This window comes from Stappia albiluteola (assembly GCF_014050225.1).
Classification (GTDB): Bacteria; Pseudomonadota; Alphaproteobacteria; order Rhizobiales; family Stappiaceae; genus Hongsoonwoonella; species Hongsoonwoonella albiluteola.
Genome location: NZ_JACFXV010000063.1, coordinates 243,382 through 266,990, shown reverse-complemented (window position 1 = coordinate 266,990; position 23,609 = coordinate 243,382). Strand labels below are relative to the sequence as shown.

Here is a 23,609-nt window from a genome sequence, read left to right as displayed (position 1 = left end):
CGGTCACGCCGCCGGCAGCAGATCCGCCCGCCACGCTTCCCCGATCGACCGGCGCGCGAGCATGTGCGAGCGGGGGTGGTTGATGCTGTCGACGGCGATCAGCCTGCCCGCCGCCAGATAGGCTACATAGAAGGAGCCGGATGCCGGATCGCCGACGGTGACGGCCTCGTCGTAATCTTGCGAGAGCCCGGCGATCTGCAGCTTCGTGGCATATTGATCCGACCAGAACCACGGCACGGGGTCGTAGTCAACCGGCTTGCCGGCCATATCGGAGGCAACCGCCTTGGCCTGGTCGATCGCGTTCTGCACGCTTTCCAGGCGGATGGAACGGCCGTAGCGGGCCGAATGGAAGCGGGTGCAGTCGCCTGCGGCATGGACGTTCTCGTCCGAGGTGCGGCCGCCGCCATCGACGAGGATGCCGTCCGAAACCTCGATGCCGGCCTTGGCGGCGAGTTCGTCATTGGGCGCAGCACCCACGGCGACCAGCACCATGCCACAAGGAACCACCGTGCCGTCGGCGAGGCGTACACCCTCGACCTGCGACGCGCCCTCGAAGGCCGCGACGCCAGCGCCAAGACGCAGGTCGACGCCGTTTTCGCCATGCAGGTTTTCGAAATAGGCGGAGACGGCGGGCGACACGACGCGCTTCATCACCCGGTCCTGCGCTTCCAGCACGGTCACCTCGACGCCGAAGGAACGGGCAACGGCGGCAACCTCAAGCCCGATATAGCCGCCGCCGACGACGGCGATGCGGGAGCTTTGCTTGAAGAGCGGGCGCATGGCATCGACGTCGGCAATGCCGCGCAGGGTCACCACACCGGGAAGATCGGCGCCGGGCAGCGGGATCGACCGCGGCCGCGTGCCGGTGGCGAAGACCAGTCGGTCGTAGGAGATCGGCTCGCCCGCCTTCGGGTAGACGCGCTTTTCCCTGCAATCGACCGCCTCGACCGGGGTGGATAGCCGGAGCCCGATGCGCTGCGTCTCGTAGAAGGCGGCGGGGCGCAGTTCCAGCCCTTCCGCCTCCATCTCGCCTGCGAGGAATTTCTTGGACAGCGGCGGGCGCTGATAGGGCAGCCAGGGCTCGTCGCCGACGAGCAGGATCTCGCCTTCATGACCGGAGGCGCGCAACGACTGCGCGAGCTGGGCACCGGCCTGTCCGGCTCCGAGAATGACGACCCTGTCCTGCATTACATCCCTCATCCGTCCATCTCACCCGCCCTTATCACGGCGGGCGGCAGCGCGCCAACCGCCGTGAACGGCCTGCAAGACGAAACGGACTTTCCGTCCGGCAACCTATTTCATCAGGACGTAGCTGCCCGGCGCGTCCTGCAGCACGGGAAAGCCCTTTTCCGGCGCTCCGACGGACGGCGGGGCGACCGGCGCGCCCGAGCGGGCGTCGAGCCAGGCTACCCAGGCCGGCCACCAGGACCCTTCCCGCTCTTTTGCATGGGCAAGGAAGCTGTCGGGATCGAGATAGCCGTCGTGCCGGTCTCGGGTGGCGATGCGGTAATGGCGCCCCTTGTGGCCGGGCTCGGAGACGATGCCGGCATTGTGGCCGCCGGCAGTGAGGATGAAGGTCACTTCGCTGTCGGCGAGATAGTTGATCTTGTAGACCGACCGCCAGGGCGCGACGTGGTCGTGCTCCGTGCCAACGGCGAAAATCGGCACGTCGATATCCTCGGCGACGACCGGCACGCCGCCGACCCTGTAGCGGCCTTCGGCGAAGTCGTTCTGCAGGAAGAGCTGGTTCAGGTATTCCGAATGCATGCGGTAGGGCATGCGGGTCTGGTCGGCGTTCCAGGCCATAAGGTCAAACATCGGCGTCCGCTCGCCGAGCAGGTAGTCGCGCACCACCTTCGACCAGATGAGGTCGTTGGAGCGCAGAAGCTGGAAGGCGCCCGCCATCTGCCTGGTGTCGAGGAAGCCCTGCTCCCACATCATGTCTTCAAGGAAGGTGACCTCGCTCTTGTCGATGAAGAGGGTGAGTTCTCCCGCCTCGGTGAAGTCGACCTGCGCGGCGAAGAGCGAGAGGCTCGCCAGCTGTTCGCCGTCAGTATGGGCGAGGGCCGCCGCGAAGATGGCCAACAGCGTGCCACCCAGGCAATAGCCCGTCATGTGGATGCGGCTGGCGCCGGTGATCGCGAGGCTTGCCTCCAGCGCGGCGGAGACACCGAGCTGCAGATAATCGGTCATGCCGAGATCGCGGTCTTCCTTGCCGGGATTGCGCCAGGAAACCATGAAAACGGTGTAGCCCTGGCCGGTGAGGTAGCGCACCAGCGAGTTATCCGGCGACAGATCGAGGATATAGTACTTCATGATCCAGGCCGGCACGATGAGAACCGGTTCGGGCCGCACCTCGTCGGTGGCCGGCTCGTACTGGATGAGCTCGATCAGATGGTTGCGGTAGACGACCTTGCCCGGCGTGACGGCGAGCCGCTCGCCGACGGGATAGTTTTCCGCGCCGGCCGGCGGCTTCTGGCCGATCAGCCTCTCGAGGTCCTCCAGGAGATTGTATGTCCCCTGCAGGAAGTTGTTGCCGCCGGTCTGCTGCGCCTTTTCGATCACCTCCGGGTTGGTCCAGGGGAAATTGGCCGGCGAGAAGACGTCGAGGATCTGGCGCGTGGCGAATTCCACCACGCGCTCGTGATGGGGCGAGACGCCGCGCACGCCCGTCGTGGCGTTGTGCCACCACTGCTGCTGCAGCAGAAAGCTTTGCGAGATCACGTTGAAGGGGAAGCGGTCCCAGCCCTCGTGGTCGAAGCGGCTGTCCTGGGCCAACGGTTCGATGCAGCGGTGGCCGCTGTTTGGTGCCTGGGCGCAGGTGCACAGATAGCGGCCAAGGCGCATCCACTTGCGCAACGCCTTCTCGCCGAGCTTCATCTGCTTGCCGGGCGAGCCCGCGAGATGGGTCATCCAGTCGAAATAGGCAAGGCCGAGAGCGGCCGGCGAGATGCCTGCGGTAGCGCGGGCGAGGGTGGCGCGCGCCGTGCGGTCCATCACTTCGGCGAAGACCTCGGCGGAATAGCTGTCGTCCTCGTTGACGGCGGGCGGCACCATCGCGCGGCTAAGGTCCTGAGCCATCTTGAAAAAGGCCGGAACGGGAAGGGTGACGGCATTTTCGGCCATTTAAAAACTCCGCGAAAGAGCCACTTCGAGACTTGCGTAGGGGCATTCTTCCTTTGTAGCATTCCCTTACGGAAACCAAAGCCGATGCCCGCAATCGGGGGACGGGATCGAGTTCTACACGAAGGATGCGACAGTCTATCGCAGGAGATGACAGTCATTTCCGCGAGCGCATTGACAAGGATCAACGTGAGCGACGGCATCTGGAAGTCCTATCTTTGAAGCTGCATGATCTCCGGCCGCCGGCAAAGGCGATGCGGACCGAATAGAGGCGCCGGGGACATGAGATCCCGCCTGTCGAAGGGTGGGAAGTGCCGGGTTTTGAGTAGCAGGAGGGGTCACATGCTAGGCTTGTTCTTCGACGCATACCGAAACGAGACAGCGACGAGCGAGCCATGCTGGACGCAGGCCTTGCAGAACTGGGCGATGCCCAGCTGGGACTGGGCCCAGGCATACGACCGCTTCGAATACACGCTTGCCAACGTGCCGGTGCTCGCCAACCGGGCGATGCTGACCGGGATGGAGGCGATGGTCGACCTGCAGCTCGAGTTCCTGCGCCGGCGATTTCATGCGAATTGCGACTGCGTGAACTCCATGCTCGCCTGCGAGGATCCGGAGGAGGCGGTGAACGTGGCCACCGACTACTGGCGGCAATTCGTCGGTGATTGCGAGAAGCAATCGAAAGACGTGCTGGCGGCAATCGCGGACGGTGCCGACCGTACCTGTGTCACCGAGGCTGCCGGGGATACCGGGCAAAGGCGCCGGCGCACCGCGCGGCGGAAGACGCCGGACGGCACGGTAATCCCGCTCGACCGGGCGGTGAGCGCGCCGGCCCGCGATAAGGCGGCCTGAACCGTATTCAGCGGAGATGGGAGCAGTCAGTTCCGCTCTTCGGGCAGAACCGGGAGCGGGACGACCGCGATGCCTTCGTCCACCAGTTCGCGCACGGAATCGGGCGACGCTTCGCCGTATATGCCGCGGCTTTCGACCTCGCCGTAATGGATCTTGCGCGCTTCCTCGGCGAAGGCCTCGCCCACATAATCGGACTTCGCGACCAGCTCGCGCTTGATCTCGCGCAGCTTCTCGATCAGTTCCGCCTGCGACGGGCCGGCGGCCATGGTCTCCGCCGCTTCGGCCGGCTTGCCGGTGCTGCTTGCGGCAACCGCCTCCGCGACGGCTACCGACCGTTTGCGGCTCGTCGAGACGTTCGGAGCCATCAGCGCCTTGCCGACCTCATGGGAACCGCAAGCCGGGCATGAAAGAAACTGGCGCGCCTTCTGGCTTTCGAAATCGTCGGAACTGCGGAACCAGCCGTCGAAGGCATGGCCGTGTGCGCAGGCAAGGGAGAAACGGATCACGGCGCCGCCTCCGCAAGGCCATCGACCTCCACGGGATCGAAAGCCTGCTCGTTGGCGATCGCGGGAATGCGGCGGCGCGCTTCCGCCACCTTCGCCGTGTCGATTTCCGCCAGGATAATTCCGGGTTCGTCATTGTCCCGCTCGGCGACGATTTCGCCCCAGGGAGCGACGACGAGGCTGTGGCCGAAAGTCTCGCGGCCGTCCTCGTGGAGGCCGCCCTGCGCTGCGGAAATCACGAAGGCGCCGTTCTCGATGGCGCGCGCCCGTTGCAACACATGCCAATGGGCCTTGCCGGTCTGTCGCGTGAAGGCGGCCGGCGCTGTCAGCACCTGCGCGCCGAGGCGGGCCTGCGAGCGGAAGATTGCCGGGAAACGGATGTCATAGCAGATCGCGATGCCGAGCCTGGCGAAGGGAAGATCGGCGACTATGCTTTCCCTGCCCCGCTCATAGGTATTGGATTCCCGCCAGCTTTCGCCGTTCGGCAGGTCGACGTCGAACATGTGGATCTTGTCGTAGCGTGAGACGAGAGCGCCGTCGGGCGAAAACAGGAAGCCGCGATTGGCGGCCTTCGTCTCGCCCGTGCGGATGGCAAGAGAACCGATATGCAGGAAGATCTTCAGGTCGCGTGCCAGCGCCTGGAAGGCGTGCACGCCGGGATCCTCCTCCTCGGCAACGATCTTCTGGAAGAGGGAAGCGCGGTTCGACTCCAGGAGGTTGGTCATCTCCGGCGTCTGGACGTAGGTCGCGCCCTCGCGCGCCGCCGCCCGGATCAGCGTTGCGGCCGCGTCGATATTGTCAGCGACATTGCGCCCCGACCGCATCTGCACGGCGGCGGCCACAAAGCTGCTCATGGCTTGCCTCTCCTTCCGGCCGCCCGATCAGGCGGCCAGCAGCGGATCGAGTTTGCCAGCCCGGTCCAGCGCATGCAATTCGTCGCAGCCGCCGACATGGAAATCGCCGATGAAGATCTGCGGGAACGTGGAGCGGCCCTTCGCCTTCTGGATCATTTCCGTGCGCTTCGTCGCGCTGCCGGTCGCGTCGATCTCATGGAAGTCGACGCCCTTTTGCGCCAGAAGGCGCTTGGCCTTTGCACAGTACCCGCAGAAGTCGCGGGTGTAGATCACCACCTTCTTCATCAAGTCACCCTGGCTGGCAGCGCCGCAAACGATCACCGGCGCCGGCAATTTCACTTTCGGCGAACATATATTGGGTTTGGAAGATTTCGTACAAGGCTACGCGCAAGTTCAACAAAATGTGCGCTATCCGGCGGGAATGTCCGCATCCGCGAGCGCGAAGGTGAGCACGTCGACGCGGGTGGCGCCGGACCGCTTCAGCACGCGGGCGCAGGCGGAAACGGTGGCGCCGGTGGTGAAGACGTCGTCGACGATCACGACCGGCCGGCCGGCGACAAGGCCCGCCGCATCGGGCGAGACGCGAAAGGCGCGGCGCACGTTCTGCGCCCGTGCCCGGGCGCTCAGGCCGACCTGTCGCGATGTGGCGCGCACCCGCTCGAGCGCGTCGAGGCGAAGCGGAACGTCGGACATCCGCGCAACCTCGCGGGCAAGGAGGGCAGCCTGGTTGAAGCGCCGCTGCCATAACCGCGTGCGATGCAGCGGTACGGGCATGACGAGGGGCTTGTCCTTTAGAAGCTCGGCGCCGGCTCGTGCCATCCACCTCCCCATGGCACGGGCAAGGGCTGCGCGATCGGCGTATTTGAGGCCGTGCACCAGATCGCGCGCAGGCCCGGAAAACGCGCAGGCGGCGCGGGCACGGTCAAAGACCGGCGGCGAGGCGATCGCCTGCGGAGACAGAGCCCCTTCGCCAAGGTCGAAGGAGAAGGGCCTGCCGAGCCGCATGCACCAGGGCGGCGACAGAAACGGCGTCCTTGCCCAGCAGGAACCGCACAGGGCGTGGTCTTCGGCAAGCGGTACGTTACAGGAAAGGCAGGTGGGCGGCAGGACGAGGCGGGCCGTGCGGCGGGCGCCGGCCGCAAACCCGGCTAACAGACCCGCGAGGCCATTTGCCTGCCGGGCTTCTGCATCGTGTGGCTCCACATCGACCTCCGGCCGGCGGGAACGCCGGTTGGCGGTAATTTCAGCAAATGATTTTTGACCTTGCGGCGGTGCAGGTCCATAACCCTGCCGATCAAACCTTCGACAGACGGGACCTATCGATGAGCCAGAACGCGCCGTTCGACCGCGCGCTGCTTGCAGCGCGCCGCAGGAAAGCGCTTCGGGGAGACCGCGCCGGGGCGGATTTCCTGCTTGCCTCGGTCTGCGAGGACCTGGCCTTCCGGCTGATGCCGGTGATGCGCCGTTTCGACATCGGCGTCGATCTTGGCGGCCATGCCGGGCTCGTGACGAAGATGCTGGAAGGGTCCGGCAAGGTGGGCCGCGTGATCCGCGCCGATCTTTTTGCCGCCGACCCCGACCTGCCGCCTCCGCATCTTGTCGCCGACGACGCGGTGATTCCCTTTCGCAACGAAAGCCTCGACCTTGTCGTTTCCGCCCTGTCGCTCCAGTTCGTGAACGATCTGCCCGGCACGCTGGTGCAGATCCGCAGGGCGCTGCGCCCGGACGGCCTGTTTCTGGCCGCCCTGCTTGGCGGCGACACGCTGATCGAGCTGCGTGACGTAATGCTCAAGGCAGAGCTGGAGCTGACGGGAGGGGCCTCGCCGCGCGTTGCTCCCTTCGCCGGCACCCGCGACCTCGGCGCCCTGCTGCAGCGGGCCGGCTTCGCGCTTCCCGTCGCCGACCAGGATACGCTGACGGTGCGCTACGACACGCTCTTCGACCTGATCGCTGATCTGCGGCGGATGGGCGCGGCGAATGTGCTGACGCAGCGCAGCCGGAGGCCCGTGGGACGCGAATTTTTCCGCCGTGCGGCGGAGATCTACGCGCAGGACCATGCCGATGCAGACGGACGCATCCGCGCGACATTCCAGATTATTTCGCTGGCGGGATGGGCGCCGCATGAAAGCCAGCAGAAGCCGCTCAAGCCGGGCTCGGCCAGGATGCGGCTTGCGGATGCGCTGGCTGCGACGGAGAAGCCGAAGGACTGAGTTTCCTGCGCGGTTGGCGTCAGCCGCCGGCAGCGGCTGCCATTGCCGCCGCAATCGATCCGTAAAAATTGTCCTGCAGCGTATTGCCGATCGTGATGAGCGACGCAATGATCGCCAGAGCGATCAGGCCTGCGATCAGGCCGTATTCGATTGCCGTCGCACCCTTCCGGCAACGGGCAAAGCGCTGCGGCAGGTAGTCGCCGGCTTCCGCCTCGCGAGCCATGCTTACGCTTGAATTTGCCATCGTCGTCGCGCCTCTCGATTGGATGCATCCCGAAGCGCGCTTGAACGCGGTCTTGCCGGAATGCCCTTCAGCCGAGATCGATCAGATGGGGGATCAGCGGTTCGTCTGCCGGCGGCATCGGATAGTCGCGAAGCCTTGCGGCACGCACCCACTTCAGCGCCTGGCCTTCCCGCCCGGTCACGGTTCCTGACCAACGTCGGCAAACATAAAGTGGCATCAGCAGATGAAAATCCTCGTAAGCGTGGCTCGCGAAAGTCAGGGGAGCAAGGCACTCTTTCTTTACCGTAATGCCGAGCTCCTCGTGCAATTCGCGGATCAGCGTATCTTCGGGCCGCTCGCCGGCTTCCACCTTGCCGCCGGGAAATTCCCAGAGTCCCGCCATCGATTTGCCCTCCGGACGTTGGGCGATCAACACGCGGTTGTCGGCATCGAGAAGGGCGCAGGCCGAGACGAGAAGCAGTTTCATGTCGAGAGGCGTTCCGTTTTCGGACGGTCCGGAAAGGATCTCCAAACCATAGCTGCAGATTGCCGTTAAGAGATTTCAGCCGACCGGGCTTCTGTAGTGATAGCTGTAGAGCGGCACGAAGCCCATGCTCTGATAGAGCGCACGTGCCGCAGCGTTTTCAGCGGTGACCTGCAGCCAGGCAATCGCCGAGCCTTGATCGCGACCGACGGAGAGGCAGGCGGCGACGAGCGCCCGGCCAAGCCCCATGCGGCGCATCGCGGGTGCGACGGCGACGTCATAGAGGCCGATGAGGTCGCGGTCCAGCGTCGCAATCGCCGTGCCGACCGGCTCGCCCGCCCCGGACCTTGCCACGAGCAGCGCGCACGGGATGGAAATGCGGGCAAGCGACGCGCCGAGCCGTTCGACGGCTTGCGGTGTCGCCGCCTCCGTCCGCGTCCCGCCGATCGTGGCAAAGGCGGCAAGCCAGCTCTCAAGCGGTTCTCCGGTAATCCCGATGTCAGCCTGCTGGGCGCCGTGGTTGTGGAAGTCGGCAAGGCGCAATCCCCACACGTCGGCATGGCCATGGGCCGGCCAGCCTGCAGCGTCGCAGAAATCGGTAACTGCTTGCGGCGCGAGCGGCGTCCACCGCAGGTGGAAGGCCTCGCCAGCAGCTTCCAGCTGCGAGCGGGAACGGGCGAGCCGTTCCTGCAGCGAGGCGTCGTCCTCGCGCGCCAGGAAATTCAGCGAATTGACCCGCCGCGCCGGGTTGCCCGGCGAGATGCGGGTGATCCAGCTGCCGTCGAGATGGATCCTTTCGCTCGGAAAGCCGTTGAAATTCGCTTCCTCGATACGCCGGGTGAGGTCGAGATCCACGGGGCCGGTCCAGCTTTCAGGAGCGGTAGTCGCCGTTGATGGCGACATAGTCCTTGGTGAGGTCGCAGGTCCACACCGTCGCCTTGCCCGCGCCGAGGCCGAGATCGACCTTCAGCAGGATCTCTTCCTCGCGCATCGCCGCCGATGCCGCCTCTTCGGAATAGTCCGGGTCGCGCTCGCCGTCGACGGCGACGCGGATGTCACCGAACCAGATGGCGAGGCGGTCGCGGTCGGCCGGCTCGCCCGCCTTGCCGACGGCCATGACGACGCGGCCCCAGTTGGCGTCCTCACCGGCGATTGCCGTCTTCACCAGCGGCGAATTGGCAATCGACAGAGCGATGCGCTTGGCGGAAGCATCGCTTTCGGCGCCTGAGACGGTGATCTCCACGAACTTGCGCGCGCCCTCGCCGTCCTTGACGATCCAGTGCGAGAGTTCCCGCGTCAGGTCGGCCAGTGCTTCGCGGAATTCGCCAAGCCGCGGATCGTCGACCCGGGTGACCGGCGCACCGCCCGCCTTGCCCGTAGCGAAGAAGAGCAGCGTGTCGGAGGTCGAGGTGTCGCTGTCGACCGTGATGGAATTGAAGCTGCCCGGCGTTGCCTCTCCCAGAAGTGCCTGCAGCACGGGAGCTGCGATCGACGCATCGGTGAAGAGGAAAGAGAGCATGGTCGCCATGTCCGGGGCGATCATTCCGGCGCCCTTGGCGATGCCGTTCAGCGTCACGGTCGTATCGCCGAGCCCGACGCTGCGGGTCGCCACTTTGGGAAACGTGTCGGTGGTCATGATCGCGCGCGCCGCGTCGAGCCACGGACCGCTTGCTGCATCCGCCGCCATTCCGTCGACGACGCCGGCGAATTTCTCCGCCGGCAGCGGCTCGCCGATCACGCCGGTCGAGGCGAGGTAAATCTCCGACGGCTTGCAGCCGACGGCTCTTGCGACGATATCGGCGGAAAGGGTGACGGCCTCGCGCCCCTTCTTGCCGGTGAAGGCATTGGCGTTGCCGGAATTGACCAGAAGCGCCCGCGCCTTGCCGCTTGCAAGATTGTCGCGGCACCAGTCGACCGGAGCGGACGGGCATTTGGAACGGGTAAAGACGCCGGCGACTTCCGCCCCGTCGTCGAAGAGCATGAGCAGGACGTCGGTGCGGTTCTTGTACTTGATGCCGGCCGATGCGGTCGCGAAACGAACGCCGTCGATTGCCGGGGCATCCGGGTAGGACTTCGGGGCGAGCGGCGAAACGGCATCCGACATTTCAGTCTCCTGCGTGCTGTACGGCCCTGTTTCCCGGCGGCTCCGCAAAAGGCGAACCCGGATAACAGGAAGCCGCCCCGGATTTCGGGGCGGCTCTTTCTACACCAAGTTCTTCGTCATCGGAAAAAGCGAAAATCAGTTTTTCGGCGTTTCCTGTGCACCGCCCTCGGAGCCGTCCTGCGGCTGTTCTTCCGCCGCCGGCTCCAGGATTTCGATCTTGGTCTCCGCCTTCAGCTTTTCCATCACTTCCGCATAGCGGTTGCGCAGCAGGTCCTGGCGGATACGCTCGGAAACGGCGGGAAGCTCAGGCGCCGGCTGCGTGCGTTTGTCTTCCACCTTGATCACGTGCCAGCCGAACTGGGTCTCGACCGGCTGCTTGGTGATGGCGCCGACCTCCAGCTCGAAAGCCGCGTCCTCGAAAGGCTTTACCATCTGCCCGCGGGTGAAATAGCCGAGCGAGCCGCCGTTCGGGCCCGAGGGGCCGGTGGACTTCTCCTTCGCCAGTTCGGCGAAGTCCTTGCCGCCCTCCAGCTCCTTGATGGCGGCTTCCGCTTCTTCCTTGGTCTTCAGAAGAATGTGGCTGGCGGAAATCTCGTCCTCGCCGCTGTAGTTCTCGAACTCCTGGTCATAGGCAGCCTTCACGTCGGCATCCGTGACCTTGTTCTCCACCTCGCGTACCAGATAGGCGTTGCGCAGGGCTCGCAGCTTCAGAAAATCCAGCTGGCGCTGGAAGTCTTCCTCCTTGTCGATGCCGGCGGCTTTCGCCGCATTCGCCATCACTTCCATGTCAACCACGATGTCCGTCAGCACGCCGCGCCACTGGGTCGGCGGCAACTGCTGGAGCTGGGTGGCGAAGTCCTGCGATGCGAAGGCGAGATCGGCCTCCGTCACTTCGCTGTCGCCGACGCGCGCCACGACATCGCCGGCTTCCTGGGCGTAAACGGATGAGAGGGAGGCGCTGAGCGTGGCGGCCGCTACGAGAGCGGCGGCGAGGGTGCCGGTGGCGCGCGCGCGGGACTTGGCCGCGAAGGAAAGCTGGATCATGGGATGTCCTCTGGTAAACTTCGTCGATCGCGTCCGGTTGCGGCGCGGCGGCGCGAGAGAGTTGCGCAAAACAGGCAGCGTTGACAACCTGTAGACCCCCTCTTATCTCTCGGTCGTCCTCATCTTTGGGTGAGGGAGGTGTTCTCGCGATCGGCCCCGGTGTCGCCACCCAATGCGGCGGTAATACGGCCAGTTGCCGACGACGCGACCGCAGTCAGAAATCCCAGGGCCGCGAAAACGGGCTATCCTCGGCGCAAATCCGCCCAGGTCCAGTTCTCGGGCCAGCAAAGGAAGGACCGCCTCATGGCCGGCCTCGGTGCAATCGCCCGCAAGATTTTCGGTTCAGCCAACGACCGCAAGGTCAAGCAGCTGCGCGCCACCGTGGCGCAGATCAACGCGCTGGAGGCCGAACTTCAGGGGCTGAGCGACGAGGCGCTGAAGGCCCGCACCGATATTTTCCGCAAGGAGATTGCCGACGGCAAGCGCCTGGAAGACCTTCTGGTTCCGGCCTTCGCCACCGTGCGCGAGGCCGCTCGCCGCGTGCTCGGCCAGCGCCACTACGACGTTCAGTTGATCGGCGGCATGGTGCTGAACAACGGCGAGATCTCCGAGATGCGCACCGGCGAGGGCAAGACGCTGGTGGCCACCGCGCCGGTCTATCTCAACGCGCTCACCGGCAAGGGCGTGCACGTGGTCACCGTCAACGACTACCTTGCCAGTCGCGACGCCGAATGGATGGGCCGCGTCTACCGCTTCCTCGGCCTCAGCGTCGGCGTCATCGTGCACGGCCTGTCGGACGATCAGCGCCGCGCGGCCTACGCCGCCGACGTGACCTACGGCACCAACAACGAATTCGGCTTCGACTACCTGCGCGACAACATGAAATACGATCGCGCGTCGATGGTTCAGCGCGGCCACAATTTCGCGATCGTCGACGAGGTGGACTCCATCCTGGTCGACGAGGCGCGCACGCCGCTGATTATTTCCGGTCCGCTGGAGGACCGCTCCGAGTTCTACAACACGGTCGACGCCTTCATTCCGCACGTCACGGAAGAGGATTTCGAGCTCGACGAGAAGCAGCGCTCGGCAACCTTCACCGAGGCCGGCAACGAGAAGCTGGAGCAGCTTCTCAAGGCGAACAACCTGCTGAAGGGCGACAGCCTCTACGACGTGGAGAACGTCGCCGTCGTGCACCATCTGCAGCAGGCGCTGAAGGCGCACAAGCTGTTCCAGCGCGACCGCGACTATATCGTCCGCAACGGCGAAGTCGTCATCATCGACGAGTTTACGGGCCGCATGATGCCGGGCCGGCGCTATTCGGAAGGCCTGCACCAGGCGCTGGAGGCCAAGGAAAAGGTGGCGATCCAGCCGGAGAACCAGACGCTGGCCTCCATCACCTTCCAGAACTATTTCCGCCTCTACGACAAGCTGGCCGGCATGACCGGCACTGCGGCGACGGAAGCGGAGGAATTCCTCGACATCTACGGCCTGGAAGTGGTCGAGATCCCGACCAACCTGCCCGTCAAGCGCATCGACGACGACGACGAGGTCTACCGGACGGTCGAGGAGAAGTACAAGGCGATCGTGGCGCTGGTCGACGACTGCCGCGAGCGCGGCCAGCCGATCCTGGTCGGCACCACGTCGATCGAGAAGTCGGAACTGCTTGCCGCCTACCTGAAGAAGGAAGGCTACAGCCAGGTCGACGTGACCGATCCGAACGCCTTCGCGCGCCTCTACGACGCCGAGAAGGCGGGCAACGAAAAGCTCTTTGCGGTACTGAACGCCCGCTATCACGAGCAGGAAGCGGCGATCATCGCCGAGGCGGGCCTGCCGGGCGCCGTCACCATCGCCACCAACATGGCCGGCCGCGGCACCGACATCCAGCTTGGCGGCAATCCGGAAATGCGCTTCGCCAAGGAGCTTGGCGACATGCCGGAGGGCGAGGAGCGCAAGGCGCGCGAGGCGGCGATCCGCGCCGAGATCGAAGCCTTGAAGCAGAAGGCGATCGCCGCCGGCGGTCTCTACGTGATCGGCACGGAGCGGCATGAAAGCCGGCGCATCGACAACCAGCTGCGCGGCCGTTCAGGGCGCCAGGGCGATCCCGGCCACTCCAAGTTCTTCCTGTCGCTGCAGGACGACCTGATGCGCATCTTCGGCTCCGACCGCCTGGACGGCATGCTGCAGAAGCTCGGTCTCAAGGAAGGCGAGGCGATCATCCATCCGTGGATCAACAAGGCGCTCGCCAAGGCCCAGCAGAAGGTCGAGGCGCGCAATTTCGACATCCGCAAGAACCTGCTGAAATTCGACGACGTGATGAACGACCAGCGCAAGGTGGTCTTCGATCAGCGCATCGAGCTGATGCAGGGCGAGGCGATCGCCGACACGGTGGCCGACATGCGCCACGACGTGATCGAGGATCTCGTCGCCCGTCACATTCCGGAGAAAGCTTATCCCGAGCAGTGGGATACGCAGGGGCTCGCGGAGGAGGTGCGCAACATCCTCGCCCTTGACCTGCCGGTCGTCGACTGGGCCAAGGAAGAAGGCATTGCCGACGAGGAAGTGAAGGAACGCCTGCGCAAGGCGGCCGACGCGGTGATGGAGCGCAAGGCAAGCGAATACGGCCCCGAGATCATGGGGCAGGTGGAAAAGGCGGTGCTGCTGCAGACCCTCGACCACTTGTGGCGCGAGCACCTGGCCAATCTCGATCACCTGCGCTCGGTGATCGGCTTCCGCGGCTATGCGCAGCGCGATCCGCTGCAGGAATACAAGACGGAATCCTTTACCCTGTTCGAGGCGATGCTCGCCAATCTCCGCCAGGCGACGACGGCGCAGCTGATGCGGCTGGAACTGGTGCGCGAACCCGCACCCGCCATGCCGACGGAAGCGGACCTGCCGGCCATGGAGGCGATGCACGCCAATCCGTCGACCGGCGAGAACGAGTTCACCCAGCCACAATTCCTGGCCGAAGCGGTCGGTGCTGGCGAGCGCGACCCGGAACGCCCCGAAACCTGGGGCAAGGTCGGCCGCAACGAAACCTGCCCTTGCGGGTCGGGCAAGAAGTTCAAGCACTGCCACGGTGCGCTGGTGTAAGGGCCTGTATTCCCGGTTCCGCCGTCATCCCGGCCCGTGTGCGCGTTAGCGCATCATGAGAGCCGGGATCCAGATATCTTCCGCGCGAATGCGCATCCATTCATCCTGCGCTGTCCGGCATCCTCACCTCGCAGCGAACCAAAAGAAAAAGGCGCAGGCCTGCGCCTGCGCCTTTCCAGATCTTCAAGTCTGCCCGAAGTTCGAAAACTCAGGCTTCCGTCGCCGCCGGGCTCTCGCTGTCGGCATCGGCCTTCTTGGCCGTGCGGGAGCGGGTCGTCGTCCGGCGGGCGCGCGGCTTGCGTTCCGCCGTCTCGCCGCCGGCTTCCGGCCCGCTGTCGCCCTCGTCGCTTGCAGCGTCCCTGGGGGCAACTGCTTCCCGCGCAGGAGCTTCGGCCTCAGCGGCGCGGCTCCGGCCTTCCGGGCCTTCCTGCTGTATCTCGCCACGGCCGCGCATGCCGCCCCGGCCGCGAGTGCCCCGCATGCGACGGCGCGGATTTGTATCCTCCGACTCGTCCGACTGCGTTTCGTCGCTGCCTTCCTCGGCGTGCTGCTGCGCACCGTAGGAGCCGTTGGCATGGCCGCTGCGGCCGGTATCGCCCGCCTTGATGTTCACGCCGGGATTGTGGTCGACGAAGGGCTGCGGCGCATCGACGGGAATGAAGCTGCGGGGCGCCTGCCCCTCGCGCTGCTCCCGGTGGCCTTCGCGATGGCCTTCACGATGTCCCTCGCGGTGGCCTTCCCGCTGGCTTTCGCGATGATAGCTCTCGCGGCGCTCTTCCTGGAACTCGCCCTCGTCCTCCGCCTCTTCGAAGCGCTGGAGCGACGTCGACGGCTGAGTCTGTCCCTGTGCCGCCGCAACGATACGCAGGTAGTGCTCGGCATGCTGATAGTAGTTCTCGGACATCACCCGGTCGCCGGAAGCCTGCGCGTCACGGGCAAGCTGCTGATATTTCTCGGCGATGTGAAGGGCAGTGCCGCGGATCTTCACGTCGGGACCGTTGGATTCGAAGGTCCGGGTCAGCGGATTCGGGCCCTTGCGGCCACCACCACGTCCCCGCATGCGCTGCTTGTTCTGATTTCCTGGTCTCATTCTGCCGTTATCTCTCACGAACGGCGGCCACCTTTGCAGGCCGGCCTGGTAAACGGCACCTCCTGGAGGGCCGTCCGCACATACCGTGCAGGTTCAAATGTCCGCACAAGTACAGTCTTTCCGCCGCTCTGCCCGAAACGGACAATGCGGCGGCATACCCGGATGCGATGATATCCAGAGGGATATCGCATCCAAAGGATCAGTCGTTCAATCGCAACAGACCGATGCCACAGAAAAACACCATGGAGCGCCGTATTCGACCCGGAACTCCGATTGGCTTGCGATCGCACGGCCACGGCATCGTAGCCGCAACCCCTGGCAGGAGCATGCCGCCCCTGAACCCGATCTCAACTCTAACCCCGGAGAATTCGATCACCCTCATGGGGTATCGACAGGGTCGAAACTAGCCGGTTCCGCGCGCTTTTCCAAGCGTCTTTTTTTTCTTCGGCCTTTAGCGGCAAATCAGTTGGCAAGGGTTGCGCAAACGACACGGTCTCTTCCACCGAGATCTCGATAAACCGCGATATCCGCAAATCCGCGCGACGTCAGCAACGCCTTCAGCGCGGCTGCCTGCTCGTATCCGATCTCGAAAAACACGCCCCCGCCCGGCCGCAGGATTCGAACCGATTCGCTCACGATCACCCGATAGGCTTCCATACCGTCGCGCCCGCCATCGAGCGCCAGCCGGGGATCATGGAGCCGCACCTCCGGTGCCAGCCGCCCCACGTCTCCAGACGGTATATAGGGCGGATTGCTGACAAGGAAATCAAACTCAGGCCCCAGCGCGGCCGTAAAATCGCAGCGTATCGGAAAAAACCGCTCGGCGACGCCATGCCGGCGGGCGTTGCCCCGCGCCGTCCGCAAGGCTTCCTCCGACAGGTCGGTCGCGATCGCGACGGCATTCGGCAATTCATGCAGGAGGCTCACCGCGATCGCCCCGGTCCCGGTACCGATATCGGCGAAGCGCCAGGGGCGATTGCGATCCGGCAGCCGGGCCAGGACCTGCTCGACCAGCGTCTCCGTATCCGGCCGCGGTTCGAGGGTTTCCGGCGAAAGCGTGAAGGCAAGGCCCCAGAACTCCCGTTCGCCGACGATCCGCCCGACCGGCGTGCCGGACAATCTTCGCTCCAGAAGCGGCGTCAACCGCGCCAGCATGCCGGCATCGACAGGTTCATCCGGGTGAAGGACCACATGCGACGGAGCGAGACCGAAAGCGACAGCGATGATCACTCTGGCGTCGAGGTCCGCCGTATCCATCCCCGCGTCCCGGAAGACCTTGCGCACGAAACGGTACAGCCCGCCGAGCGTGCGGCAGCCCGCATCGAAATCCGGCAGGGGGGCCGGCGCCGTCAAAGCCCCTCCGCCGCCAGAAGCTTCGCCTGGTGATCGAGCGTCAGCGCCTCGACGACCTCGTCGAGTGCTTCGCCTGCAATCACCTGCTCCAGCTTGTAGAGGGTGAGGCCGATGCGGTGGTCGGTCACCCGCCCCTGCGGGAAGTTGTAGGTGCGGATGCGCTCGGACCGGTCGCCGGAGCCGACCTGCAGGCGCCTCGCCTCCGTTCGCTCGGATGCCGCCCGCTCCCGCTCGACATCATAGATTTTCGCCCGCAGCAACTGCATCGCCTTGGCGCGGTTCTTGTGCTGCGAACGCTCGTCCTGCACCGCGACGACGATCCCCGTCGGCAGGTGAGTTATTCGCACGGCCGAATCGGTCGTGTTCACGTGCTGACCGCCCGCGCCGGATGCCCGGAACGTATCTATCCTCAGATCGCTGTCGTTGACCTCGATATCGACATCCTCCGCCTGCGGCAGCACCGCCACTGTCGCCGCCGACGTGTGAATGCGGCCTCCGGATTCCGTTTCCGGCACGCGCTGTACCCGGTGCACGCCCGATTCGAACTTGAGCCTGGAAAAGACACGGTCACCGGAAACCGAGGCGATCACTTCCTTGAAGCCGCCGACCTCGCCCTCGCTTGCCGAAAGCACTTCAACTTTCCAGCCTTTCAACGCGGCATAGCGCTGGTACATCCGGAAGAGATCGCCGGCGAAGAGAGCAGCTTCGTCACCCCCCGTCCCGGCGCGGACTTCCAGGATGACATCGTGTGTATCGGCCTTGTCCTTCGGCAGAAGGCCGATCTTGACCTCCTGTGTCAGCCGCTCGACATCGGCCTCTGCTTCCTCCCGTTCCGCTTCGGCAAGCTCGCGCATATCGGGCTCGACCACCGGATCGGCGATCATCGCCTCGATGCCGGCGAGGTTTTCCTCCGCCGCCTTCAGCGCCTTTACCCTGGAAACCAGAGGCTCCAGCTCCGCATAATCGCGCGAGAGCCGGATATAGGTATCCGGATCAGGATTTTGCGTCATATGGTGCTCGATTTCCGCGAAACGGTTGAGCAGGCCATCGAGTTTGTTCGCCGAGATCATCTGGCGACATCTCCATCAAGAAGCGAAATGACAGGGGGAAGTCGCGCCGTCCGGCCTGCCAGCCGGGAACGCCCTTTCTCCACCGCTATATCTAGATTGCGATATCCTGCTCGCCCGCAAACTCGGCAAGAACCTGGCGCAGGTCGATCCGGTCGGCTCCCGCCTCCAGTTTCGGCAGGAAGCGCGCAGTCAGCCGTCCGACGTCGACGGACCGGACCATCGCCTTGACCGGCCCGAGCGAGGAGGCCGACATCGACAGATCGCGATAGCCGAGCGCAATCAGCGCCATGGCTTCAAGCGGCCTGCCCGCAAGTTCGCCGCAAAGGGTGATCGGGACACCGGCGGCCTTGGCCCTCGAAGAAATGCGATGAAGCGCCCTCAGGAAGCTGGGGTTCATCGTGTCGAAGCGATTGGCAACGCGCGTGTTGCCCCTGTCGGCCGCAAAGAAGAACTGGAAGAGATCGTTGGAGCCGATCGAGACGAAATCGACCTGACCGAAAAGTTCATCGAGTTGAAAGAGGAGGGAAGGCACCTCCAGCATCACCCCCAGTCGTAACTGCTCCGGCACCGGGTGGCCGTGCCGGCGCAGGTGGCGCAATTCACGCTCCACCATTCCCTTTGCCTGCACGAATTCCGAGACGTCCGCCACCATGGGGAACATCATCTTGAGTTCGCGCCCCGCGGCGGCGTGCAGCAACGCCCGGATCTGGGTACGCAGGATCGCCGGCCGATCGACGCCAAAGCGGATCGCGCGCCAGCCCATCGCCGGATTCTCCTCCTGGATGGAGCGCAGATAGGGAAGCACCTTGTCGCCACCGATATCGAGCGTGCGGAAGGTAACCGGCTTGCCATCCGCCGTATCCAGCACCTTGGCATAAAGCGCTTTTTGCTCGCTCATGCGCGGGAAGGACGACGCGACCATGAACTGCAGTTCGGTGCGGAACAGGCCGATGCCGCGTGCACCCGATTCCGCCATGGCAGGCAGGTCGATCAGAAGGCCCGCATTCAGCTGCAGCGAGACTTCCACGCCATCCCGCGACACGGACGGCTTGTTGCGCAGCCGCCGGTACTGCGCCTGACGCCTGGCACGGAAACGGACCTTCTCGGCATAGGCATGCTCGACATCGCTCGGAGGGCGCAACTGCACCTGGCCGCTTTCGCCGTCGACGATGATGGCATCGCCCGACTCCGCGAGGCTGACGATATCCAGCACCTGGCCCACGGTCGCGATGCCGAGTGCGCGTGCCACGATCGTCACATGGCTCGTCGGCCCGCCTTCTTCCAGCACCACGCCGCGAATCCGGTCACGACCGTAGTCGAGCAATTCGGCCGCGCCCATGTTGCGGGCAACGATGATCGCATCCTTCGGCAGGCTCTCGGAGATGGGACCGTGCGGCCGCCCCATCAGTTCGCGGATCAGGCGATTGGCCAGATCGTCGAGATCGTGCAGCCTCTCGCGAAGGTACGGGTCGGTCTGGCGCATCATTCGCGCGCGCGTGTCGGACTGAACCTTCTCGACCGCCGCCTCTGCGGTGAGCCCGTTCTTGATCGCCTCCTCGATCTTGCGGATCCAGCCGCGATCATGGGCGAACATGCGGAAGGCTTCCAGCACCTCGCGGTGCTCGCCATGCGCGCCGAGATCGCCATTGCTCAGCAGATCGTCGAGCGAGATACGCAGGCGGTTGATTGCGTTTTCAAGACGGCGAAGCTCCCGTTCGCTGTCTTCCGCGATCAGGTTGGTGACCACAACGCGCGGTTCGTGCAGCACCACATGGCCAAGGCCGACGCCTTCGGCCAGCGGCACGCCCTTGAACTGCATCGGGCGCGTGAGGTCGAGTTTCGTGCCCTGCTGGACGATCGTTTCCAGTTCGCCGGCCGCGACCATTTCCGCGATCACCATCGCGGTGGTCTGCAGCGCCTCCACCTCGTCTTCGAAATAGGTGCGGTGCGACTTGTTCTGGACGACGAGCACGCCGAGCGTGCGTCCGGCCCGCAGGATCGGCACGCCGAGGAAGGAATTGTAGACTTCCTCGCCCGTTTCGGGGCGATAGGCGAAGGCGGGATGCGCCTGGGCGTTCGGCAGGTTCAACGGGCGCGCATCCGCGGCGATCAGGCCGACAAGGCCCTCGCCAACGCGCAGGCTCGTCTTGTGGACGGCGTCGCGATTGAGACCCTCGGTGGAGTAGAGTTCCAGGACACCGTCCGCCCGCAGGATATAGACGGAGCAGACTTCCGCAACGACGTTCGCTGCGATCAGGACGACGATCTTGTCCAGCCGTTCCTGAGCGTTGATCGGCTCCGCCATGACTTCGCGCAGGCGCCGCAACAACACACGTGGCCCGGCGAGGCTGCTCCGCATCACGCGCCGATTCCTTTCCCGGCAAAGGGTGCTGTCCGCAGCGCGGAAAGCACCAGGCTACCGGTCACGGCCATCCGCGACCATGGCGGACAGCTTACCCGTCTAGTCCGTATAGCGAATGGAGAGTCCGTACCGCAAGCTCAGTATATGCCGAATCGATGAGCACCGAGATCTTGATCTCGGACGTTGTAATCGCCCGGATATTGATCCCCTTTTCGGCAAGGCCGCGGAAACATTGGGCAGCGATGCCTGCGTGAGAGCGCATGCCGATGCCGATTACCGACACTTTCACGACATTGCGCGCGCCTTCGATGGCGCCGAAGCCGACCGATTCGCGTCGTTCTTCCAGCACCTTCATCGCCCGGTCGTATTCGGTTTCCGGCACGGTGAAGGTGATGTCCGTGGTCTTGCCGTCCGGCGAAATGTTCTGGACGATCATGTCCACATTGATATTAGCTTCCGCCAGCGGACCGAAGACGGCATGGGCCACGCCCGGCTTGTCGGCCACGTTGCGGATGGAGATCTGCGCTTCGTCCTTGGCGAAGGCAATCCCGGTCACGACTTGCTGTTCCACGATCTCGTCCTCGTCGCAGATGAGAGTTCCCGGCGGCAGGTTGCCGATGCCCGTCTGCGGGGCGTCGGGGTCATCGAAGCTGGAGCGCACGAAGGTGCGCACGCCATGCACCATCGCCATTTCGACCGAGCGCACCTGCAGCACCTTGGCGCCGAGCGAAGCCATTTCAAGCATTTCCTCGAAGGCCACGCGGTCAAGTCGGCGGGCGGTCGGCACGATGCGCGGATCGGTCGTATAGACGCCATCCACATCGGTATAGATATCACACCGGTCTGCCTTGATGGCCGCGGCAATCGCCACCGCGCTGGTATCCGAGCCGCCGCGCCCGAGCGTCGAAATCCGGTTGTCGGGGGCAACGCCCTGGAAACCGGCGATAACCGCCACCTGGCCCTGCGATATCCGCTCGATCAGGCGCTCGCCGTCGATCTCGCCGATACGTGCGGCGCCATGCGCGCCGTCGGTGCGCATCGGGATCTGCCAACCCTGCCAGGAGCGGGCGTTGACCCCCATTTCCTGCAGCACGATCGCAAGCAGTCCGGAAGTTACCTGCTCGCCGGAGGCAACCACCGCATCGTATTCGCGGGCGTCGTGCAGGGGCGCCGCCTGGCGGCAGAGATCGACCAGCATGTTCGTTTGCCCGGCCATGGCCGAAACGACGACGGCGACCTGATGCCCGGCGTCGACTTCCCGTTTCACGTGGCGGGCGACATTGCGGATGCGATCCAGATTGGCGACGGACGTACCGCCGAATTTGAGAACCAAACGGGCCATCGAAATCGTATCAACCTAAGCCGGTGACTGAACGGCGCGGGCTGCGCCGGCGAAATTGCGCGGTATGCATACAGATTGCCGACCGTCCCCGCAACTGCCACGCTTGACAAAGACGGACAGAGGGCCGACCAACATCCGACCGCCTGCATGGGCGGCACGTAGGGGAGCGATCGGATGAAGACCGTGACAGACGGGCGGCAGGCCATGGGCGGCACGGTGGACGATGCGGAAGTCGCGCGCTTTTCCGCCATGGCGGCCGAATGGTGGGACCCGACCGGCAAATTCCGCCCGCTGCACAAGTTCAACCCGGTTCGCCTCGCCTATATCAAGGAAAAGGTGTGCGGGCGCTTCGGCCGCGATGCCAATTCGGCAGACGCCTTCAAGGGGCTGCGGTTCCTCGACATCGGCTGCGGCGGCGGGCTGCTGAGCGAGCCCATGGCGCGGCTTGGCGCCGATATCGTCGGCGCGGATGCCTCCGCTACCAACATCGAGGTTGCGCGTGTCCATGCCCGGCAATCCGGCCTCGCGATCGATTACCGGGCAACCACTGCCGAGGCCCTGGCGGAAGCGGGCGAGAACTTCGACGTCATCCTCAACATGGAAGTGGTCGAGCATGTCGCCGACGTGCCGCTTTATCTTGAGGCATGTGCGAAGATGGTGCGCCCCGGCGGCCTGATGTTCGTCGCCACGATCAATCGCACCCTGAAAGCCTACGCGTTGGCGATCGTGGGCGCGGAATTCGTGCTTCGCTGGTTGCCGCGCGGCACCCATACGTTCGAGAAGCTGGTCCGGCCGGAAGAACTGGAAGGACCGCTTGCGGCCGGCGGGCTCGATCTCGTCGATACAAGCGGCGTCACCTACAATCCGCTTTCCGACCGCTGGGCACGCTCGAGCGACATGGACGTCAATTACATGATGCTCTTCGCCCGGCCCGGCGTGCCGACTGGTAGCGGTGGAATTTGATCAGGGAGCCCAGGCATGACGCCGCTCGTTCTCGTACCTGGACTTCTTTGCACCGAAGCACTCTATGCGCCGCAGATTGCGGCACTCGCCGACCGGCCGATCCTGATCGCCGACCATCGCCAGCACGACACGATCGAGGCGATTGCCCGCGATATTCTGGGCAATGCGCCGGAACGCTTCGCACTGGCCGGCCTGTCGATGGGTGGTTACATCGCGCTGGAAATCATGCGGCTTGCGCCGGAACGCGTCGAGCGCCTCGCCCTGCTGGACACCACGGCGCGACCGGACGTACCGGCCCAGACCGAAACGCGCCTGCGGCTGATCGAAATCACCGAGAACGGCAATTTCGAGCGCGTGGCGCCGATGCTGTTCCCTGCCTTCGTGCACGACAACAGGCTGGAAGACGAAACGCTTCGCCGGATCGTGACCGACATGGCACTGGAGACCGGGCCGGCCGCCTTCATCCGCCAGCAGCGCGCGATCATGGCTAGGGACGACGCCAGGCCGCGGCTTGGCGCAATTGCCTGCCCGACCCTCGTTCTCGTCGGTGACGGCGACAAGCTGACGCCGCCCGATCGCTCGCAGGAGATCCATCACGGAATTGCGGGAAGCCGGCTCGAAATCATCGCCGATTGCGGCCATCTCTCCACGCTGGAGAAGCCCAAAGCGGTGACTTCGGCGCTGCTGGCATGGCTTGCGTAAGATGGAATTGCTGGTGACCCCGACAGGATTCGAACCTGTGACCCTCAGATTAGGAATCTGATGCTCTATCCTGCTGAGCTACGGGGCCAACCGGTCTCCTAAATGCCCCATCGCGATCCGCCTGTCCAGATCGGCAAATGGATATCCCGGAACTCCCTTCGCTCCCCGGCCGTATCACCCTGTTGCGAATTGAGGCGCCAATATCCGGCACCTCTCCGGAATTCCCATTCGGCGGGCAAT

At 64.8% G+C, this 23,609-nt stretch carries 21 protein-coding genes and 1 tRNA gene; 5 read left to right on the top strand and 17 right to left on the bottom strand.

Annotated features, from left to right (window positions below; translation table 11 throughout):
- Positions 1-3: 3 nt before the first annotated feature.
- Together H2509_RS16455 and H2509_RS16450 are read right to left on the bottom strand one after the other, a co-directional pair.
- Positions 4-1,188: an NAD(P)/FAD-dependent oxidoreductase gene (locus tag H2509_RS16455; protein WP_182167252.1), complete on the bottom strand. Its 1,185-nt coding sequence runs from the start codon at positions 1,186-1,188 to the stop codon at positions 4-6.
- Between the two features lie 105 nt (positions 1,189-1,293).
- The gene (locus tag H2509_RS16450; protein ID WP_182167250.1) at positions 1,294-3,126 is read right to left on the bottom strand and encodes a PHA/PHB synthase family protein; all 1,833 of its coding nucleotides are present in this window, start codon (positions 3,124-3,126) and stop codon (positions 1,294-1,296) included.
- Between the two features lie 339 nt (positions 3,127-3,465).
- Here H2509_RS16450 and H2509_RS16445 point away from each other — a divergent pair, with 339 nt between their 5' ends.
- Positions 3,466-3,975 (top strand): phasin family protein, encoded by a 510-nt coding sequence (locus H2509_RS16445; RefSeq protein ID WP_182167248.1) that lies wholly within the window; start codon positions 3,466-3,468, stop codon positions 3,973-3,975.
- Between the two features lie 26 nt (positions 3,976-4,001).
- Here H2509_RS16445 and H2509_RS16440 read toward each other — a convergent pair whose 3' ends face one another.
- The 4 genes from H2509_RS16440 to H2509_RS16425 all read right to left on the bottom strand — a co-directional run bounded on the left by H2509_RS16440 (position 4,002) and on the right by H2509_RS16425 (position 6,535).
- Positions 4,002-4,481: a DUF1178 family protein gene (locus tag H2509_RS16440; protein WP_182167245.1), complete on the bottom strand. Its 480-nt coding sequence runs from the start codon at positions 4,479-4,481 to the stop codon at positions 4,002-4,004.
- On the bottom strand, positions 4,478-5,332 hold the full coding sequence (locus tag H2509_RS16435) for a carbon-nitrogen hydrolase family protein (protein WP_182167243.1): 855 nt from the start codon (positions 5,330-5,332) through the stop codon (positions 4,478-4,480). Before H2509_RS16435 ends, H2509_RS16440 begins: the two co-directional genes overlap by 4 nt.
- Positions 5,333-5,359: 27 nt before the next feature.
- On the bottom strand, positions 5,360-5,617 hold the full coding sequence (gene grxC / locus H2509_RS16430) for a glutaredoxin 3 (protein ID WP_182167241.1): 258 nt from the start codon (positions 5,615-5,617) through the stop codon (positions 5,360-5,362).
- A gap of 123 nt (positions 5,618-5,740) precedes the next feature.
- Entirely contained in the window at positions 5,741-6,535 is a 795-nt protein-coding gene (locus H2509_RS16425) for a ComF family protein (protein ID WP_328805099.1), read from the bottom strand.
- Between the two features lie 119 nt (positions 6,536-6,654).
- Here H2509_RS16425 and H2509_RS16420 point away from each other — a divergent pair, with 119 nt between their 5' ends.
- Positions 6,655-7,542 carry a class I SAM-dependent methyltransferase gene (locus H2509_RS16420; protein ID WP_182167239.1) on the top strand — a complete coding sequence of 296 codons (888 nt, stop codon included), beginning with the start codon at positions 6,655-6,657 and terminating at the stop codon, positions 7,540-7,542.
- A 19-nt stretch (positions 7,543-7,561) separates the two neighbouring features.
- Here H2509_RS16420 and H2509_RS16415 read toward each other — a convergent pair whose 3' ends face one another.
- The 5 genes from H2509_RS16415 to H2509_RS16395 all read right to left on the bottom strand — a co-directional run bounded on the left by H2509_RS16415 (position 7,562) and on the right by H2509_RS16395 (position 11,397).
- On the bottom strand, positions 7,562-7,786 hold the full coding sequence (locus tag H2509_RS16415) for a Flp family type IVb pilin (protein WP_328805098.1): 225 nt from the start codon (positions 7,784-7,786) through the stop codon (positions 7,562-7,564).
- 67 nt (positions 7,787-7,853) lie between these two features.
- Positions 7,854-8,252 (bottom strand): 8-oxo-dGTP diphosphatase MutT, encoded by a 399-nt coding sequence (mutT, locus tag H2509_RS16410; protein WP_182167237.1) that lies wholly within the window; start codon positions 8,250-8,252, stop codon positions 7,854-7,856.
- Between the two features lie 75 nt (positions 8,253-8,327).
- The gene (locus H2509_RS16405) at positions 8,328-9,104 is read right to left on the bottom strand and encodes a GNAT family N-acetyltransferase (protein ID WP_182167235.1); all 777 of its coding nucleotides are present in this window, start codon (positions 9,102-9,104) and stop codon (positions 8,328-8,330) included.
- A 16-nt stretch (positions 9,105-9,120) separates the two neighbouring features.
- Entirely contained in the window at positions 9,121-10,353 is a 1,233-nt protein-coding gene (argJ, locus tag H2509_RS16400; protein WP_182167233.1) for a bifunctional glutamate N-acetyltransferase/amino-acid acetyltransferase ArgJ, read from the bottom strand.
- Positions 10,354-10,488: 135 nt separating this feature from the next.
- Positions 10,489-11,397, bottom strand: a complete 909-nt coding sequence (locus H2509_RS16395; RefSeq protein WP_182167231.1) for a peptidylprolyl isomerase — start codon at positions 11,395-11,397, stop codon at positions 10,489-10,491.
- A 303-nt stretch (positions 11,398-11,700) separates the two neighbouring features.
- Between H2509_RS16395 and secA the strand changes: the two genes are divergently transcribed.
- Positions 11,701-14,487, top strand: a complete 2,787-nt coding sequence (secA, locus tag H2509_RS16390) for a preprotein translocase subunit SecA (RefSeq protein WP_182167229.1) — start codon at positions 11,701-11,703, stop codon at positions 14,485-14,487.
- Positions 14,488-14,695: 208 nt separating this feature from the next.
- On the opposite strand, the gene H2509_RS20815 is transcribed toward secA, so the two are convergent.
- The 5 genes from H2509_RS20815 to H2509_RS16365 form a co-directional block, all read right to left on the bottom strand.
- The gene (locus H2509_RS20815; protein WP_182167221.1) at positions 14,696-15,577 is read right to left on the bottom strand and encodes a DUF4167 domain-containing protein; all 882 of its coding nucleotides are present in this window, start codon (positions 15,575-15,577) and stop codon (positions 14,696-14,698) included.
- 462 nt (positions 15,578-16,039) lie between these two features.
- Complete coding sequence (gene prmC / locus H2509_RS16380) at positions 16,040-16,930, bottom strand: peptide chain release factor N(5)-glutamine methyltransferase (protein WP_209002004.1); 891 nt, start codon at positions 16,928-16,930, stop codon at positions 16,040-16,042.
- Positions 16,927-18,000 carry a peptide chain release factor 1 gene (prfA, locus tag H2509_RS16375; protein WP_182167219.1) on the bottom strand — a complete coding sequence of 358 codons (1,074 nt, stop codon included), beginning with the start codon at positions 17,998-18,000 and terminating at the stop codon, positions 16,927-16,929. Before prfA ends, prmC begins: the two co-directional genes overlap by 4 nt.
- A 91-nt stretch (positions 18,001-18,091) precedes the next feature.
- The gene (ptsP, locus tag H2509_RS16370; RefSeq protein WP_182167217.1) at positions 18,092-20,359 is read right to left on the bottom strand and encodes a phosphoenolpyruvate--protein phosphotransferase; all 2,268 of its coding nucleotides are present in this window, start codon (positions 20,357-20,359) and stop codon (positions 18,092-18,094) included.
- 94 nt (positions 20,360-20,453) lie between these two features.
- The gene (locus H2509_RS16365; protein WP_182167215.1) at positions 20,454-21,704 is read right to left on the bottom strand and encodes an aspartate kinase; all 1,251 of its coding nucleotides are present in this window, start codon (positions 21,702-21,704) and stop codon (positions 20,454-20,456) included.
- Between the two features lie 204 nt (positions 21,705-21,908).
- Between H2509_RS16365 and ubiG the strand changes: the two genes are divergently transcribed.
- Complete coding sequence (gene ubiG, locus H2509_RS16360) at positions 21,909-22,667, top strand: bifunctional 2-polyprenyl-6-hydroxyphenol methylase/3-demethylubiquinol 3-O-methyltransferase UbiG (RefSeq protein WP_182167312.1); 759 nt, start codon at positions 21,909-21,911, stop codon at positions 22,665-22,667.
- 15 nt (positions 22,668-22,682) lie between these two features.
- Complete coding sequence (locus H2509_RS16355; protein ID WP_182167213.1) at positions 22,683-23,369, top strand: alpha/beta fold hydrolase; 687 nt, start codon at positions 22,683-22,685, stop codon at positions 23,367-23,369.
- A gap of 11 nt (positions 23,370-23,380) precedes the next feature.
- Here the strand turns inward: H2509_RS16355 and H2509_RS16350 are convergent.
- Positions 23,381-23,457 (bottom strand) — tRNA-Arg (locus H2509_RS16350).
- Positions 23,458-23,609 lie beyond the last annotated feature (152 nt).

What these genes read in the sequence shown, in the direction of transcription:
- H2509_RS16455 (WP_182167252.1), bottom strand. Translation starts at nt 1,188, where the DNA reads ATGCAGGACAGGGTCGTCATTCTCGGAGCCGGACAGGCCGGTGCCCAG.
- H2509_RS16450 (WP_182167250.1), bottom strand. Translation starts at nt 3,126, where the DNA reads ATGGCCGAAAATGCCGTCACCCTTCCCGTTCCGGCCTTTTTCAAGATG.
- H2509_RS16445 (WP_182167248.1), top strand. Translation starts at nt 3,466, where the DNA reads ATGCTAGGCTTGTTCTTCGACGCATACCGAAACGAGACAGCGACGAGC.
- H2509_RS16435 (WP_182167243.1), bottom strand. Translation starts at nt 5,332, where the DNA reads ATGAGCAGCTTTGTGGCCGCCGCCGTGCAGATGCGGTCGGGGCGCAAT.
- grxC (WP_182167241.1), bottom strand. Translation starts at nt 5,617, where the DNA reads ATGAAGAAGGTGGTGATCTACACCCGCGACTTCTGCGGGTACTGTGCA.
- H2509_RS16420 (WP_182167239.1), top strand. Translation starts at nt 6,655, where the DNA reads ATGAGCCAGAACGCGCCGTTCGACCGCGCGCTGCTTGCAGCGCGCCGC.
- H2509_RS16415 (WP_328805098.1), bottom strand. Translation starts at nt 7,786, where the DNA reads ATGGCAAATTCAAGCGTAAGCATGGCTCGCGAGGCGGAAGCCGGCGAC.
- mutT (WP_182167237.1), bottom strand. Translation starts at nt 8,252, where the DNA reads ATGAAACTGCTTCTCGTCTCGGCCTGCGCCCTTCTCGATGCCGACAAC.
- argJ (WP_182167233.1), bottom strand. Translation starts at nt 10,353, where the DNA reads ATGTCGGATGCCGTTTCGCCGCTCGCCCCGAAGTCCTACCCGGATGCC.
- H2509_RS16395 (WP_182167231.1), bottom strand. Translation starts at nt 11,397, where the DNA reads ATGATCCAGCTTTCCTTCGCGGCCAAGTCCCGCGCGCGCGCCACCGGC.
- secA (WP_182167229.1), top strand. Translation starts at nt 11,701, where the DNA reads ATGGCCGGCCTCGGTGCAATCGCCCGCAAGATTTTCGGTTCAGCCAAC.
- H2509_RS20815 (WP_182167221.1), bottom strand. Translation starts at nt 15,577, where the DNA reads ATGAGACCAGGAAATCAGAACAAGCAGCGCATGCGGGGACGTGGTGGT.
- prfA (WP_182167219.1), bottom strand. Translation starts at nt 18,000, where the DNA reads ATGATCTCGGCGAACAAACTCGATGGCCTGCTCAACCGTTTCGCGGAA.
- ptsP (WP_182167217.1), bottom strand. Translation starts at nt 20,359, where the DNA reads ATGCGGAGCAGCCTCGCCGGGCCACGTGTGTTGTTGCGGCGCCTGCGC.
- H2509_RS16365 (WP_182167215.1), bottom strand. Translation starts at nt 21,704, where the DNA reads ATGGCCCGTTTGGTTCTCAAATTCGGCGGTACGTCCGTCGCCAATCTG.
- ubiG (WP_182167312.1), top strand. Translation starts at nt 21,909, where the DNA reads ATGGGCGGCACGGTGGACGATGCGGAAGTCGCGCGCTTTTCCGCCATG.
- H2509_RS16355 (WP_182167213.1), top strand. Translation starts at nt 22,683, where the DNA reads ATGACGCCGCTCGTTCTCGTACCTGGACTTCTTTGCACCGAAGCACTC.